Annotated in this window: 8 protein-coding genes; 2 read left to right on the top strand and 6 right to left on the bottom strand. The window is 45.0% G+C overall.

Annotated features, from left to right (window positions below):
• Positions 1–367: 367 nt before the first annotated feature.
• The 6 genes from GVO63_RS18335 to GVO63_RS18310 all read right to left on the bottom strand — a co-directional run bounded on the left by GVO63_RS18335 (position 368) and on the right by GVO63_RS18310 (position 13,306).
• Positions 368–1,222, bottom strand: coding sequence for a GGDEF domain-containing protein (locus GVO63_RS18335; RefSeq protein WP_159581781.1), 855 nt, complete (start codon positions 1,220–1,222; stop codon positions 368–370).
• A complete protein-coding gene (gene hflC, locus GVO63_RS18330; protein ID WP_159581779.1) occupies positions 1,203–2,225 on the bottom strand; it encodes a protease modulator HflC in 1,023 nt (340 codons plus the stop codon). The genes GVO63_RS18335 and hflC overlap by 20 nt, the downstream gene beginning before the upstream one ends.
• The gene (gene hflK, locus GVO63_RS18325) at positions 2,218–3,303 is read right to left on the bottom strand and encodes an FtsH protease activity modulator HflK (RefSeq protein ID WP_201281933.1); all 1,086 of its coding nucleotides are present in this window, start codon (positions 3,301–3,303) and stop codon (positions 2,218–2,220) included. The genes hflC and hflK overlap by 8 nt, the downstream gene beginning before the upstream one ends.
• Before the next feature lie 40 nt (positions 3,304–3,343).
• Complete coding sequence (locus GVO63_RS18320) at positions 3,344–3,703, bottom strand: BON domain-containing protein (protein WP_159581777.1); 360 nt, start codon at positions 3,701–3,703, stop codon at positions 3,344–3,346.
• A gap of 78 nt (positions 3,704–3,781) precedes the next feature.
• Positions 3,782–12,415 carry a glucoamylase family protein gene (locus tag GVO63_RS18315; RefSeq protein ID WP_159581775.1) on the bottom strand — a complete coding sequence of 2,878 codons (8,634 nt, stop codon included), beginning with the start codon at positions 12,413–12,415 and terminating at the stop codon, positions 3,782–3,784.
• A gap of 183 nt (positions 12,416–12,598) precedes the next feature.
• Positions 12,599–13,306 (bottom strand): Crp/Fnr family transcriptional regulator, encoded by a 708-nt coding sequence (locus GVO63_RS18310; RefSeq protein WP_159581773.1) that lies wholly within the window; start codon positions 13,304–13,306, stop codon positions 12,599–12,601.
• Positions 13,307–13,527: 221 nt separating this feature from the next.
• On the opposite strand from GVO63_RS18310, the gene GVO63_RS18305 reads away from it, so the two are divergent.
• Positions 13,528–16,233, top strand: coding sequence for an HAD-IC family P-type ATPase (locus GVO63_RS18305; protein ID WP_159581771.1), 2,706 nt, complete (start codon positions 13,528–13,530; stop codon positions 16,231–16,233).
• A gap of 43 nt (positions 16,234–16,276) precedes the next feature.
• Positions 16,277–16,618, top strand: a complete 342-nt coding sequence (locus tag GVO63_RS18300; RefSeq protein ID WP_159581769.1) for a DUF6768 family protein — start codon at positions 16,277–16,279, stop codon at positions 16,616–16,618.
• Positions 16,619–16,848 lie beyond the last annotated feature (230 nt).

Genomic DNA, 16,848 nt, shown 5'->3' with positions numbered 1-16,848 from the left:
CTGTAGGGGGACTTCAATTGTTACTGATCAGCAAATAATGTCACCCCATAGACCCTCAAAAAAGTACCTTACGTCAAATAGCCTACAAACGATAACCCACCATAAAAGAAGCGGTGGATTCATATTCATTAGCAACTTTCTGAATATTCATTTCAAAATCTAACGCGATGTTTTGAAAACCATATTGGTGCAAGCTAAACGATGCTTCTGTTATCGTCGGCGAGCCTTCTTGCAACAGGAAAGGCGCGAAAGGCCATAAAAGAACGACTGTCTTGATGAATGAAACCTGATTCAAGTCAAACCCACAACAACTTTCGCAAGCTATACGGTTTTGTAACCGGCCACATTATTGATAAGGAAAATCCCATTAATGGGTTGAAGAGTAAACCTGAAACGCTGCGTCGTTTTTGTTTAATTTCTTAACTCGGTACATGACTTTGTCGACCAATGCCAGTGCTGTTTGCGTACTTGGTGGCGCAGATTCAAAAGTAACTACGCCTATACTAAAGGTAACCATGATGTCTTCGTTACAGAATGCGATGTCTAAATTCTTCTGCAGCTTCTCAAATACAATTTTAGCATCTGGTTGTTTTGTTTCTGGCAATAAACACACGAATTCATCACCGCCAATACGGCCAATGTAATCACTTTCTCTAAATGATGTAGTTATGATTTTTGCTAGTTTGCACAGTATGGCGTCGCCTTCACAGTGCCCTTTTGAGTCGTTGATTGCTTTAAAGTTATCAATATCGATATAGGCAATTGTGAAGGGATGTCTGTAGCGTTTGGTGCGAGCGATTTCCTCTTCGAGCAATGAAGTAAGCCCGCGAGTGTTCAGCAAACCTGTTAGGTGGTCGTGTTCGGCCGCCGCCTCTTCAACCTTGAAAACTTCACTAAAGTTATGGATTAAAATGCTGAGAATACTCAATGCCGACAAGTAAACGAGCGCAGTATATACCGCGTCCGTGGTGGGCAAAGCAAGTAATGCGTGGTCGTAGGAAACAAGGATAGCAAGTGCCGTCATAAAAGACACAGACAACCCTGTAAACAGATTGCCATACCAGCTTGCAATCACTACGGGCAGTAAAAGAAGGGGCTCCAACGACACTGAGGTGAGAAGCTGATTGTTCACCACGGTGATTACACATACAAATGTGATGCAGGCGCCCCATATCCAAACATGGTGCTTGGCTTCAAAAACGCTAAAGATCGTCTTCACCATTGGTGTCCTTAGCAAAGTTAAGTTGGTCTTTTTCTGTAAGCGGTGCTGCTTTTAATAGTTGGTATAGTTCACTGTCTGTGGAAAGAAGCAGCGTGGTGTTTTTATTTAATAGTTTTTCATATGCAGACAGTGTTCGCGTAAATGCATAGAAGTCCCGTGATACTGGACTTTGGTTGTATGCTGTAGCATAAATGTTGGCAGCTTGAGCATCCGCTTTGCCTCTTATATCTTCAACTTGTCGATAGGCCTCCGAGCGGATACGTTTGAGCTCGCGTTCTCTATTGCCTCTTATTCTTGCAGACTCGCCATTGCCCTCGGAAAGAAAGCGTTCAGCAATTTGGCGTCGTTCGCTAATCATCCGGTCGTATATCTTAGGGCGTACACTCGTGTTGTAATTAATGCGTTTAAACTGAATATCGAGTAGCTCTATGCCAAAAACCTTTATTTTTTCCGCTGCGGCTTCAAAGATTTCTTTTTCAATCACTTTTCGCCCTTTTACTATGGGCACTAAATTACCCATATTTAGCCTCCTCTCAACGTCATTGAGAAGCGCGTCTTTCTCAGGTACCCTCAGTTTTGTAGTGCGTATGATCTCTATTAATTTGTGCTTGGCCACCGCATTACGGGTTTCACTTCCCAAAATATCGTCGAGTCGAGACTGCGCACTTCTTTCATCTTTCAAGCGCAAAAAATATTGCAGTGGCTCGACAATGCGCCAACGAGCGAACAAGTCAACGGATATGTAAAGCTTATCTTTGGTAGGCATATCGGAAGGCGGGCCATCCCATTCCAGTATGCGTTTATCAATAGAGTTTAAGGTTTGGATAAAAGGGATTTTTACGTTAAGACCTGCCTCTGTGATGGGCGCTCCCATTGGTTTACCAAACTGGGTAATAATGACTTGCTCGGTCTCGCTTACCGTAAAAAGTGTATGGCTAATGATCCAGCCCACTAACGCTAGTAGAGCAAATAAGGGCAAAATCGACATTCTTTTTTTAGTCATTTTGTTCTTCCCCCAGCAGTACCGAACTATTGGCACTTAAATTCATAATGGGTAAGACCGACCCCTTATCACCGTCGAGTAAATAGGTGTGCTTGATTTGAGGAAGCAGGCGTTCAAGGTGTTCTATATATATTCTACGCTGGGTTACTTCCGGCGCCATTTGGTATTCCACCATAAGCGCATTAAATCGACGTATATCGCCCTGGGCCTCATTGATGCGCTGTAAACGGTAACCATCGGCTTCGCGTATTCTTTGATCTTTTTCGCCTTCGGCAAGCGGAATTACCCTGTTATATTCCCTTCTAGCTTCATTGATGAGGCGCTCTTTTTCCTGTTGTGCTTGATTCACTTCGTTAAATGATGCTTGAACCGGCGAGGGCGGGTTGATGTTTTTTAGTTGTACTTGGTCGATAGCAATCCCCATAGCATAGGTCTGTGCTATTTCTCTGAGGCGCTCCAAAGATTGAAATTCAATGTCTTGCCTACCTATCGTTATTACTTCGTCTACCGTTCTGTCCCCGACTACTTCTCGCATGACAGACTCGGAAATGTAACGTAGCGTTTCACTGGGATCGCGTACTTCGAACAGGTAGTTAACGGGATTGGCTATACGGTATTGAACAACCCATTCTACAAGCGCAGCATTTAAGTCGCCCGTTACCATTTGGGTTTCTCTTAATGCGTAGTCACCCCTCGAGCCTTGCCCTGGATTTGTTGCCGATGCCGTAGCAAATCCAAACTCCTGCTTTAACTGACGCTTCGTAGGCACAATATGTATTGCGTCAACCCCAAAGGGAATTTTTAAATGTAATCCAGGTTCTTTTTGAGCATGCAGCTTGCCAAACCGCTGAACCACGGCTACAGAGTCACTAGGCACGGTGTAAAAAACGTTCCATATCACAAAAATAGTGAACAAAAGCAGCACGAATATTAGAAACGTCTTCGGACTTCCACCAGGCAAGCAGCGTTTAAGTTTCTCGAGCAACTGCTTTATATCTTTGTCCAAATCAGGCGGCGGTCCTCCCGTTTGACCGCTACCCCAAGGATTCTCAGGTGGGCTATTCATCTGAATGGACATCTCGGTACTCCTTTCAATTGTTGCGTTTCTAAGCGAAGTACTAATCTATTGGAACCACCATAATTTCGTCGGTAATCACATTGATGCCCTCAATTTCTCGAACAGCATTTAATACCATTTGTTTTTGTTTTTCAGACGAAACTCTGCCAGAAAGGATAATGTCGCTATCGACCGCATCTACAGTGATATCATTAGCGACATTCATGCCCAGTGTGTTAAGCCTCGCGCGAATCTCCTGCGTTAAATCTTCATGCTGGTACGCGGGGGGAGCCTTTTGTACTGAAGGTGCGTCAATGGGTGCGGAACTTGGCGCTGTGTCGCTATCACTTGCTTGTTTGTAGCATCCTGTAAGCGGTGTCGCCAAAACGATAACAGTGAAAAATACGTGAAATCGCGTCATTAGATATATCCTTTAGTATAGGTTCTTTCACTAATATACTCGCTGTATCTAGCGTCTCTGTGCGCTGAACCACATTACCTAGTCTTTTATTAAAATTCTGACATGATGCTTGCCTGCTAACAGTGGAAACGCGATGTTTGTGGTGAAGCTATATTTCTCGTCATCGATATAAACGTTGCACTTTTCATTAGCACAAGATGACGATATAAGCGCGTTACGCGTGCAAGATGCTTCATCTGTATTCACGGTCTTTGCGCTTGGCAAGTGTCTTACTACTTCGATTACGTAGTGTGCTTTATCCATCTCTATCGTTATGCTAAATCGGTCCCAGTGTGACGGTAGCTGCGGGGTAATTTCTAATGCGTTCCCTCGCTTCTCTATGCCTAGTAGGAAAGAGAGCCCCGCTTGGTACATTAAACCTGCGGCCCCTGTGTACCAAGTCCAGCCACCTCTTCCGCAATGGGGCGGTACAGAGTAAATGTCTGCCGCCATCACGTAAGGCTCAACTTTGTATTGAGCACAATGTGCTTCATTAAGCGCGTGGTTGATGGGGTTTAGCATGGAAAAGAGCTCGAAAGCCTGATCTATTTTTGCTTGCTTACACAGTGCCATGATTGACCAGACTGCCGCGTGGGTATATTGCCCCCCGTTTTCTCGAAAGCCTGCGGGATAACCTTTTATGTAGCCCGGCTCCAAAATAGTTTTTTCGAAAGGAGGGGTGAATAGCAGCGCCAAGCCGAGCTCTTTTCTTATCAGATACTGAGACGCCATTTTCATGGCTTTGTTGGCTCTTTTGGGAATTGCGCGATTTGAAAGCACTGCCCACGACTGACAAATAGCGTCAATTTTGCATTCATCATTAAGCTGAGAGCCTAGCCAGATACCGTTATCGAAAACGGCGCGTCGGTACCACTCACCATCCCACGCGTGTTGCTCTATTGCATTGGTGAGTTCTCGAGAGGCTTGTTGCCACAGTCCTTTGTGAGGCATTAGTTTCTGCTGACAATAAGGTGATGGAAGTGCAATTAACTGGTCAATGGCATATAAAACAAACCAGCCTAGCCACACGCTTTCCCCCTTGCCCAGTTTGCCGATACCGTTCATCCCGTCGTTCCAATCACCCGTGCCAATGAGCGGTAAGCCATGTTCCCCTCTAGTGGAAAGCGCTGCGTTTATCGACAAGATACAATGATCTAATAGGCTTGCGGTATCATCGCTGCTATTCGGCATGAAAAAAGCGTCATGGGATTCTAGATCTAGAAGAGGTCCTTCAAGGAAAGGTATTTGCACTTGCCAAATATCTTGGTCTTGGGTGTTTTTGGCATAATGGGTTGCAGCGACTACCAGCCATATTCTGTCATCAGAAATATGGGTTCTCACTCCTCGCCCTGTAAGTGGAAGCCACCAGTGTTGAACGTCTCCCTCTTTAAACTGTCGAGACGCTGCGCGCAATATATGTTCGCGCACCCGCTCCGGACTGTGCCATAGCATTGACATACCATCTTGCAATTGGTCGCGAAACCCAAAAGCGCCGCTGGCCTGATAAAAGCCGCAGCGCGCTAGAATTCGGCTACTCATCGTTTGATAATTCAGCCAGCCGTTCAGCATTAGGTTAGTTGCTTGGTCAGGGGTATCTACCTGTACATGCGTGAGCAGGCGTAGCCAATAGGCTCTCGTCTTCTGTAGCACAGCGTCGAAATTCTCGTGCTTATAGCGTTTCATTAAAGTAAGGGCATGGCTATGGCTGCTTGCGTAACCAAAAACCAGTACTACATGGTGGGAGGTGTTCGGCTGAAGGGTGAACTTTGTTTGCAGGGCCGAACAGGTATCGAACCCATGTCCAACACGTTTTTTCATCTGCGTATCTACGGCTAAAGCATTAGGGTTAGTTGGGTTACCATATTGCCCTAAGAATTCTGTACGATCGGTGGTCCATTCACTCAGCTCATTTTGAAGCATCACAAATGCTTCACTTTCATAAAATTCGGTGGAAAACGGATTGGACAGAATAATGGCATGCAAGTCGTGCTCGAATGATGTGCTTATGAAAGGCCCGCTTTCATACTTGTCGTTACCCAATACCCACTCAATGTAGCTGGTAATTGATAGTTTACGTTCCCGTTTCCCCGTATTTTGAACCGATAGGCGCACCATTTTTACAGGGGCGTTTTGCACTACGGTATGGGTGGACTCCATGTAGAGTTGGTCGGCATGGTGTGAAAATACACTGTAGCCCCAGCCGTGGCGTACCTCGTATTCACCGCCATCTTGAATGGGTTGATTGGCTGCACTGCTCAACGCAAGTGTATCCTCATCTCTCACATACCAGCAGTCCACGCATGGGTTACACACAGGGTCGTTATACCAAGGAGTTAACTGGTTATCGCGACTATTTTGGGCCCATGTGTAGCCATTACCATCTTCACCTATCTGAAAACCAAAATCGTCATTGGCAATGATATTTATCCATGGGGCAGGGGGAGTAAGACCGTTATTTAATTGAATAACATACTCGTGGTTTTTGGTATCAAAGCCGCCTGTTCCGTTAAAAAAGGAAAGCGTGGAAGTCGCCGCTTTGTCTAACGTTGTCGGCGTCATATAGCGCGCTTGTTTTTGAACAGTTTGGTCAGCAAATGGTTTCTCTGGGAAATCCGTTTCAAGAAGATGGTGACATTGAGTGTCTAAATCACCGTCGCGAGCGTCAATTACCAGTCTAGCGGCATGCATGATGGTATTGAACAAGTCTGTTGAAATTTGGTCATGACGCAATACATGTACGTAGCAGTGTGCTGGGCGGGTGTGTTTATCCGAATGGTAAACCGGCGATTGACTGCAGCGCACCGCGGTTTCAATCCCGTCGTGTAAGCTGTGAAAATAGGTTGAACGCTGGTCATTGATGATCACGATATCCACATACAACATTTTCAGCTTCCAATACTCATGTGCACGCAACAGCTGCTCTACATGTTTAATATCAGCACTTTCACTTATCCGCATAACCACAATTGGGAGGTCGCCAGATATGCCTTCTTGCCATAACACATGCTTTATACTTTTCACCGGTAAAGGTACTGTCTTTTGCTGCGTTTCCCGGGTATCTAAGTAAAGTAGCGGTGTTGCAATTTTTTGGAAGGTTGCGGTTTCATCATTGTCTATACCCAGGTGCCTTAGTAAGAGTTGTGCTTGTGTCCATGCCATGGTTTTAGCGCGTTCAAACGAATAGGTGTCAGCGTGTTGGTCGATAAGCGACAGTAAATGTTTACGAGAAGATGCGACTAATAGCCAGTAGGTTACCGTTACTTGTTTTCCTGCGGGAATATCAATGTGATGCCGTAATACAAATACGGGGTCGATAACGGCGCCGATTGAACTGCTAAGCCGGATAAGCGCATTATGTTTTAGTTCGTTTCCCTTGGCGTTGCGTATTGTCTTACCTCGGCCTATAAAGGTGAGTCTGCTGGTGTCAAACTCGAATTCATTGACTTCTTGGTCGCTCACGACAGCAAAGTTTGCAACCCATATTTCACGCTCTTCAGGCGAACGTTTTCGCCTTGTTGCAATAAGTGCGTTGCGCTCTTTAAGTACACTTGTTTTAACAAACATTTTAGAAAAAGCGGGGTGAGCGCTATCAACGTTTCTTGGCGCCAGCGCCAGCGAATTGAAAGAAGTAACAACAACACGTTTACTGGTAAGCGATGTATTAGTCACTTTTAGCTGACGGGCCTCGCCATCGCTTTCACTTGTGACCACGACGTCTAGGCAGCTTTTAATGTTATCGTGTGTTGCTTCATAACGGGCATAGTCTTCGGCAAATTCAGCCGAGTATTTGCTGTGGTTTTTGCTGTTTTCAGCGGGTAAGGGTTGTATCGACGGCGAATACGTTCGTTTCGATTTTACGTCGTGAATAAAGAAAAACATGCCGTCATTGTCGGTTGTGGTATCGCCACTCCAGCGTGTGATCGCAATATCCTTCCACATGCTATAGCCGCAACCTGCTGAGGTGACCATGGCTGTATACCTGCCGTTTGACAGCATATTGGTTTGTCTTGGGCCATTTTTATGCGGGCTGAAAATCCGAGATGAGGGTTTAGAAGGAGAGAGGTTTTGCACAATGCTTTCCCCTTGAGTTAAAGGACGTCTTAGTGAGACATTTCGGGGAATACGCTCTTGAAGCAGCGACTCACAGGCGCCAATCATTGGCTCGTTATGAAAACGATTGCGCATAACGCCATTGTTGAGCGCATTGTTGATAGCAACAATGGTCATGCCCTGATGATGCGCCATATAGCTTTCAATCACCGTATGCTTTGCATTTTTGGGCTGTCGTGAGGGAGTGAAATCGACAGCTTCGTAGAACCCGTATGGCCCCAAGCACCCTAACGATTCCAGTTCTTTGAAGTTTTTTACGGCACTATTTGGGTCTACCATTGCGGCAAGTCCGCTTGAATAAGGTGACACCACAATGCTGTCTGCAAGGCCACGTTTAAGCCCTAGACTCGGTACACCAAAATTTGAATATTGATAGTTAAATTCTAAGTCTCGTGCATTGTATGCCGACTCAGAAACTCCCCAGGGGACATTGTGATAGTTGCCATAATGCCGTTGTTGAACCACTGCCATGTTATTTGTACTGGCAATCAGACTGCCAAAAGGCGCCCGCATAACTAAGGATGGCATGAGATATTCAAACATCGAACCTGACCACGATAACAGCGCCGCACTGAATCCAACAGGCGATGCTGTGCGACCCAAGTGAAACCAGTGCTTTGAAGGAATGTCGTTTTTGGCAATGGCAAATAGACTGGCCAAACGCGCTTCAGAGCCTAATAAATCATAGCAACCCTTATCTAATTCATCGTTATCAACAGAATACCCAATACTGAGTAAGACCTTCTCTTGATTGAATAGAAAGTGGAAGTTCATACCTAGCGCCAGTGAGCGCGCAGAAGAAGCAATGCGCTCACATCGTGTTTTCAGGTTACCCTGCGCGACAGATAAGATCTGTTTGTCTTGTTTCGCTGCTTCTATACGATTGATTGTGGTTTGTAACCAGTAGTTGATATTCCTGTCGCTTGACGTTTCTTGGCTAGGCAGTAGGGACAATAATTGATGAAGGGTTTTCTCTACGCTGATCAAATCATAAGCTGTATTGCTGTCTGTATCTTCCAACAAATTAAGTAAATTCAGTATTTCAATTCTGCAGTGAGAATAGTGCGTTTGTGGTGACTCAGCGGCCATAATAGCGGCGTCTAGCAGCAGTAAATTATCATGAAGTGCCTGCTTAATATTCGGCTCAACACGTTGTTCAACTTGTACCTGCCAAGCCTCCAATGTGTTGGCCAGTGCAATAAGGTGCCCTGCTAAATTACCACTATCAACAGAGGACACATATTTAGGGTGTAATGGTTGAAGTGTTTGTGTGTGATACCAATTCAGTAAATGCCCTTCATACTTTTCAAGCTTACCGAGTGTTTCCAACGTTTCTTCAAGTTTTTCGGTTGCTTCAACAAGCCCTATCCAGCCAAAATCTCTAGCACTTGCTACCGATAGCAGATATAGCCCGATATTGGTAGGAGATGTGCGGTGCGCTGTTTTCGCTTCGGGCAGTTGCTGAAAGTTGTCCGGTGGCAGCATGTTCTCATCTGGCGTTACAAACTCATCGAAAAAGCGCCACGTTCTGCGCGCTATAAGACGAAGAGTAGTTTGCCTATTGTCGCTAAGATGCAGGTAAGGGCGCACATTTGGCTGGCTCAACAACCACGCTATCGCAGGGGCGAAAAGCCATAACAGTACAAAAGGTAATGTTGTGAAAAAGTAGGTAGGTGAATATAAAATCGTTGCAATTGCCACAGACAACACAATGACAACACTAGTGCCCATGAGCTTGTAGTAGTTCACTAGCGAGGGTTTGTGGGTGCGTTCTATCTCATCTGACGATACCCACTGTAAAAGGTGGTTTTGGGTAACCGCCATTCTCAAAAGTGATCTTCCTAATCCGTCTAAGGTTTTTACGCTTTTATCGGGGAGGAACGTAAAAATAAAAAAACCATTGAGAAACGACAGGATGCCGTCTGATAACCACATTTTCAAGTGCGTGATTATTCTTCCCTGGCTTCGACGATATGAAATAAAAAGCAGCAACAGGTGAATAAAAAATGGAGCAGCCAATACGCCAAATACTGCTGACCAAAGCAATATAGCTTGATACAAAGGAAAGAAAAAAGACAACATCAGTGTAGCAAAAAGGCACGGCTGGACCAGTGACCTACGCAAATTATCGATAATTTTCCATTGTCCTAGCGTGGGGATTTTGCCTGTACCGTTTACTAAGCCTAATAGCCACGGTAGCAGTTGCCAATCACCTCTTGTCCATCGGTGAAGGCGGTTAATATCGGCATGATAACTTCGGGGGTAACTTTCCAATACTTCAACATCACAAGCAAAGCCTGCACGCGCAAATATTCCTTCAAAAAGATCATGACTCAACAATCTGTTATCAGGTACACGAGATTTCAGCGCACTCTCAAATGCATCAACGTCGTAAATCCCTTTTCCGGTATAAGACCCTTCGTCGTATAAGTCTTGATACACGTCTGAGCTACTGGACACATACGGGTCTATTCCCCCCGGGCTTGAGAAAATATATTGATACCACGAGCCGTTACCGTTGCTTGGCATTAAAGGCGTCACTTTAGGTTGTAAAATACCGTGCCCTTTAACAATGCGGCGCTTTATTCTGTCGAGCAGCGGTGTATTGAGCGGGTGAGCCATTTTGCCTATTAATTTCTTAATCACACCGCGTGTAAGCTGTGTGTCTTCATCTAATGTCACCACATATCTAATGTATTCTGGAATGTCTATGTGATCGGAATTAACAGGCGTGAAAGTGGTATCTGTCGCTCCCCTTAAAAGTCGATTGAGTTCGTGTAACTTTCCTCTTTTTCGTTCCCACGCCATCCACGTCTGCTCATGACGATTGAACATACGTTTGCGGTACAAAAGGTAAAAGCGCTTGCGGTTTCTGCTGCCAGGGTATTTCCTATTCAGTGCGGCAATGTTTTCACTCATTTGCTGCAAATGAATTTTGTCGCTAGATAATGCTTGGCTGGTGGCATCAACCCCATCCAATAAAAGCCCAAAACTCACGTTATCATCAATGCAGGTTAAATAGTGCATCTCAAGCTGATGAACAAGTTTGTCAGCGCCTACCTTGTTAGAGAGCAAGGACGGTATGACTACGAAAGTTCTACTGGCGTTTGGCACGCCGGTCTTTAGCGACAGACCGGGTAAAGGATGTGTATGTACAACACGCAAAATTATTTGGTTTACTAGAAGCACTGACACCTCGCCTATAGGGATCAGAGCAATCAGTGCCAAGACAATTTGCAGCAATAGGGAGAAATTAAAAGCAAATAGTGCGAAAACAAAAAGTATGAGTAATAGCGCACTTACTGAAATGATAAGCCCCACGTAAACCTTGGTGCCACACTCTCCCAACGCATGGCGTAATCGTTCAGCTATTGAGGGTTTGTAGCCAACCTCTTTTTCAAACTGACGATGAGCATCGCCAAATAGGTGGTAGCCAGGGTCACTAATGCGACGTTTTTCAGTTTCGATGGTTTCATTTATGCTTAAGGTTTTAGCGCGTGCTAAGGCGGCGTCAACAACGTCACATTCGGTCAGCCCAGAACCAGAGGCCAACCTTTGGATATTACTGCGATATAAGTTGCGTGTGCTAAAGTCCATGTCTGTATAAGCAGGGTAGGTGCGCAACCGCTTATCAACATGGCTCAACTGTTCAAAAGGAACCTTCCAATCCATTTCGCCCAACAGTCTTAAGCTATTGATAATATTACTCATGGTTTCGCTTACAACACTGTGCTCAAGCGATACTTGTTGAATTATGGCGTCGACAGACTGGCTTTCTTTAGACAGTTGTTGGCTTAGCCAACGAAGTAATGGGTATTTCTCTGGATCTTTGCCTCGTAAGCGCCTTGCCAGTTGTGCTAAGAACGCAACATGCGCGCTAGGTGAGTAAGCGCTTAAGTCAGGTGGTGTAAACTGCGGCGACGTGGTTGAGCTATCCGTTATTGCGAGTACGTTGTCTGCGGCACTATTAGCTTGATTATGCGCAACATGCCTATCCATTTGTGCTTGAGATAAGCGGCGCAGATTTTCAACTAGAACAACTTTTAAAATGCAAGGGAGTGACCACAACTCCAAAATACTCAATATTTCAATGCGCTGGTAACACGAAATAAAGTGGCAAAAACTTTGCGTAGTAAAATGGCAGTCCGTATGTTCTAAGTAATACCATGCTATGGCTAATATTCTGGCATAGCCTGTAAACTTACCAACGGCTAAACGAGGTAGTTGACGATACGAACGTTCTGGAAGGTCTAACGTGGTTTGCCAAACTTGTGTATCAACAACGTGATAATTGTCGAGTAACCAATCGAGCCCTTTAGGCGCGTCTTTGCTATTGCGTTTATGTGTTCTGCTTTTCGACACTATCTGTTCAAGTGTCTGTGCGTTATCCTCAAACCGTTTATAAAGCGACGGGACGCGCAGCAATTTTGCTGTCATCTTGTGATGCTTAGCTAATGCTTCTGCATACTTACCCAAACGCTCGGTACTGTAAATATCTTTGCGAATAGGAATGTTTTCCCAAGCGGTATTTGACTTAGAAGTAGAAAGTAAAGTGTACGACATAACAAAAGGTCCTTTTAGGTACTTACACGGAATACCTAAAAAACGCATTGTTACTGTGTTCTTGGCGGCGTTTAATGCATTAGGCAAATGGGGTATTGCCTAACTATTTAGCCTTTGGATGATTAATTAATCTGTGCGTTTAAGCACATACATTGAAAAAAATTATTACTTAGTTTCTTGCCACTAACATTTAATCGTATAGGCTTCTAATCTGTCAGACTCCTCTTTTACTACTTGGTAGCATTCGCAGCACATGCGCTCTAATTTTGGGCGGTCTATGACCTTGATATGGCCACGTTTATAAGTAATAACACCGGCTCTTTGGAGTTTGCCCGCCGCTTCCGTTACGCCCTCCCTTCTAACGCCTAACATGTTTGCTATGAGTTCTTGTGTCATCACTAGATTATTGTTGGGTAAACGGTCTAGCGATAACAAAATCCAACGACAGAGCTGTTGCACTATGGTGTGGTGTCGATTGCACACCGCAGTTTGCGACATTTGAGTTATAAGGGAAAGGGTATAGCGCAAGAGGAGAACTCGAACAGCAGGATCATGGTTAAATGCTTGCTTTATAGATGTTGCAGAGACACGATAGGCTTTTCCTTCACTTTGCACAATTGCCCGGCTGGGGGTACTGCCACCGCCTAAAAAAACGGCAATGCCGACAATGCCTTCATTCCCCACAACGGAGATCTCGGCAGAAGCACCGTCAGACATTTCAAACAGTAAAGAAACGATGGCATCAACAGGAAAGTATACATACTGCAATGCTTCTCCCGATTCATAAAGTACCTTCCCCAGCTCAAGTGGCACCAATTCAAGTTTTTCTTCACATTTGTCAGGCAATACCGAAAGGAGGGCAGATAAAAGCGTGTTATTACATTTGATCATGACTGTACGTTCCTTTACGCATTATTTTCGTTATTTGCGCTACATATGCATGCAGTGAAAACGAATTTTTTATTGCAATGTAAACGTTGTTTATTTTCGCTTCTGTGCGATAGCGAACAAAGAACGTACTGAATATAGGTGAGTATAGAGGGGCAAGTGCTAGTTATATTGATCTGGCGCATTAATAGTCGAATTACTTTTAGAACGAAATGGATTGCACTGTGGAAAAAGTAAGTAATACCCACTGGTATCAAAAGACAGTAAATGACGTGTTTAAGGCGTTAGATTCTTCGAAAGAAGGACTCACCGAAAAACACGTCGTTTTGCTTAGAGCAAAGTATGGGCGAAATAGCATCGCCCAAGCGTCGCCTCCAAGCCTTGCCTTTCGTTTTGCCTTGCAGTTCAAGAGCCTTTTAGTATTGGTACTTGTGGTAGCCGTAATACTTACCGCTTCACTTCAGCATTGGCTAGATGCGAGCGTTATCTTTGCCGTTATTCTTATTAATGCACTTATCGGCGTTGTGCAAGAAGGGAAAGCAGAAAAAGCAATCGCCTCTATTCGCCACCTTCTGGCCGTAAAAGCATCGGTTATCCGAGGCGGTATTAGAACGACTATCGATGGTGAGGAGGTCGTTCCTGGCGATATCGTTATTTTAGCACCTGGGGATAAAGTGCCTGCAGATCTTCGTCTTATTAAAGCAGAGAGTCTGCAGATACAGGAAAGTATACTGACTGGAGAAGCGCAGGCCGTAATGAAGAAAACTGACGCCCTTGATGCTAAGGTTGCGATGGGAGATCGAAGCTGCATGGCTTTTAGTGGTACCACCGTTGTTGGGGGGCAGGGCATAGGCGTTGTGGTAGACACGGGGGCACACACTGAAATCGGTAAAATTGGGGGGCTACTATCAAAAGTAGAAAAACTGACAACGCCCCTAACGCTCAAAATGAATGTGTTAGCAAAGTGGGTAACTGCGCTCATCATTGGTGTAGGTGCTATTTTACTTTTTGTTGGTATCTTCCTACTACAGCGCCCTTTTTTGGACGTTTTTATGGCAGTGATTGGATTGTCTGTAGCAGCTATTCCCGAAGGGCTGCCAGCAGTGCTCACCATTACGCTGGCCGTAGGCGTGCAAGCTATGGCTCGACGCAACGCCATAATCAGAGTACTTCCCGCTATTGAAACATTGGGCGCCGTTTCGGTTATATGCTCCGACAAAACCGGTACACTGACCCGCAATGAAATGCAGGTGACGAAAATACACACCGCGTATGCTGCGTTCGATGTAAGTGGCGAAGGTTATCAGCCTGAAGGAGAAATACGCAATAAAGGTGTACCTATTACGCTTCAACATCGACAGGCACTTACAACCCTCGCTCTGGCTTGTAATCTGTGTAACGACGCTGAACTCTATGAAAGTGAGGGGCAATGGCTTCATCATGGTGATCCAATGGAAGCTGCGCTCCTCAGTTTCTCTCATAAGGTGTTAGGTACCACGCACTTCAACGTTCGCGATAGTTGGCCACGTAAATGCGTGATGCCATTCAACGCAAATAGCCAATACATGGCAACATTAAACGCAAATAGTCAGGGTGAGTTTGAGCTATTTGTGAAAGGGGCGCCTGAAAAAGTCATCGCATTTTGTCGTAGTCAGAAAGAAGAAGGCGCCGATGTGTCTATTGAGCGGTCATTCTGGTTACAAGAAGCGAACGAAATGGCGGCAAGCGGATTAAGAGTGCTTGCGCTCGCTGTGTTAGATCAAACCTGTAAAAACAGCAGGCTGGAACAATCCACTCAGTTAACAAACAAAGAAATTGATGGGCACCTTTGCCTACTTGGCCTTGTAGGGCTTATGGACCCACCTCGAAGCGGCGTTAGCGCCGCAATAGAAGAATGTCACCGCGCCCAAATACACGTAAAAATGATAACGGGGGACCATGCCGTTACGGCACAATCTATTGGTAAGCAGCTAGGATTGGCACGTGCCGACACTGTGCTCACCGGTGAACAGATAGATGCGTTAAGCGATAATGATTTAAAAGTAAGCGTACAAAATACCGACATTTTTGCCAGAACCACACCTGAACACAAATTACGGTTGGTCATGGCGCTACAAGCTTTAGATTTAGTGGTTGTGATGACGGGAGACGGGGTGAATGACGCCCCTTCTCTTAAGCGTGCAGATGCCGGTGTTGCGATGGGTCTTAAAGGTTGCGAGGCCGCGAAGGATGCTGCAGAAATTGTTTTGGCAGACGATAACTTTACATCCATCGTAGCAGCCATAGAACAAGGACGTACCGTTTACAGCAACATTAAAAAAGTAGTGAGTTGGACACTGCCGACGAATGCCGGAGAGGCGCTTACTATAATCGTAGCTTTAATTGCAGGTATGCCTTACCCCATAACTCCGGTGCAAATATTGTGGGTAAATATGATTACCGCAATATCGTTAGGCATCGCACTAGCGTTTGAACCGCCCGACAAAAATATTATGGCGCAACCTCCTAGGCCCAGAAACCAATCGCTTATTCAAGGTGATTTGCTGTGGCACATCTTGATGGTGGGTGTACTTTTCTTTATCGCGGTGTTTGGTGTTTATCATTTTGCCATGTCGCAGAATGTCTCCGTAGCGCTTGCACGTACGCAATCAATGAATATGTTAGTGGGCCTTGAAGTATTCTATTTGCTATTTATCCGTCGCATGCACCTGCGGGCCTTTAAAATAAAAGGAACAAAAACAAGTAAAGCCGTGTGGATTGCCATTGTTCTGGTCATCACTGCGCAGGCTATGATTTGCCATTTTCCTTTTTTACAAGACGTTTTTGGTACGGCTTCTCCAGCCTTCATCGACTATGTAACGATTTTTATAGCAGGCGCATTGTTGTGGGTATTTCTTGAAACTGAAAAGTTAGTAAGGCAATACCTTTGATAACGGCGGCTAATTACAAAAGCTAAGGTAAGGAGCAAGCGAAATGAAACAACAAAAAAATTTCAATAAAGAAGTAAACGGACAGAAAAAAGATAAACAACTCGACGCGCAAAGCACAGGTTTTATCAACTATTTGCGGATGGGGTTCGCTTCTGACTTCCCTGCAATTATGAAGCTTGGCTATGCCATGGCTATTATCTTTAGTGTGTTGATATTCTATAGCGGCTATCACTTTTTCACCGCAGACAAAAATAGCGAACTTTTTTGGGGAGTTTGTTTAGTTTTGAGCGTTAATGCTCAAATTACGGTAAAGCTTTGGATTTACATGCAAACCAACCACAATATTCTTATGCAAGCACTTCGCGAGAAGAAACACCCATCTTAACACCTGTTGAATTAGGTATAATAAAGTAAAACATAGAACATAAAACATCAGCTAAGTGGACGGCAGCAACGACATGAAAAAAGTGGGTTTAATGCTTGGTACCAGTGGGCGGACTTTGATTGGTCGCCACGCGATGGACCGACACTCGGCCGACACGCTTACGCGGCGATTTGCTGAACTTCAGACACAAAAAAACCGACTCAAAGGTCGGTTTCAGTATCTGCTTCTAA

Origin of the sequence: Alteromonas sp. KUL106 (assembly GCF_009811415.1) — a bacterium.
Lineage (GTDB): Bacteria > Pseudomonadota > Gammaproteobacteria > Enterobacterales > Alteromonadaceae > Alteromonas.
This window is presented reverse-complemented; position numbering and strand designations above follow the sequence as displayed.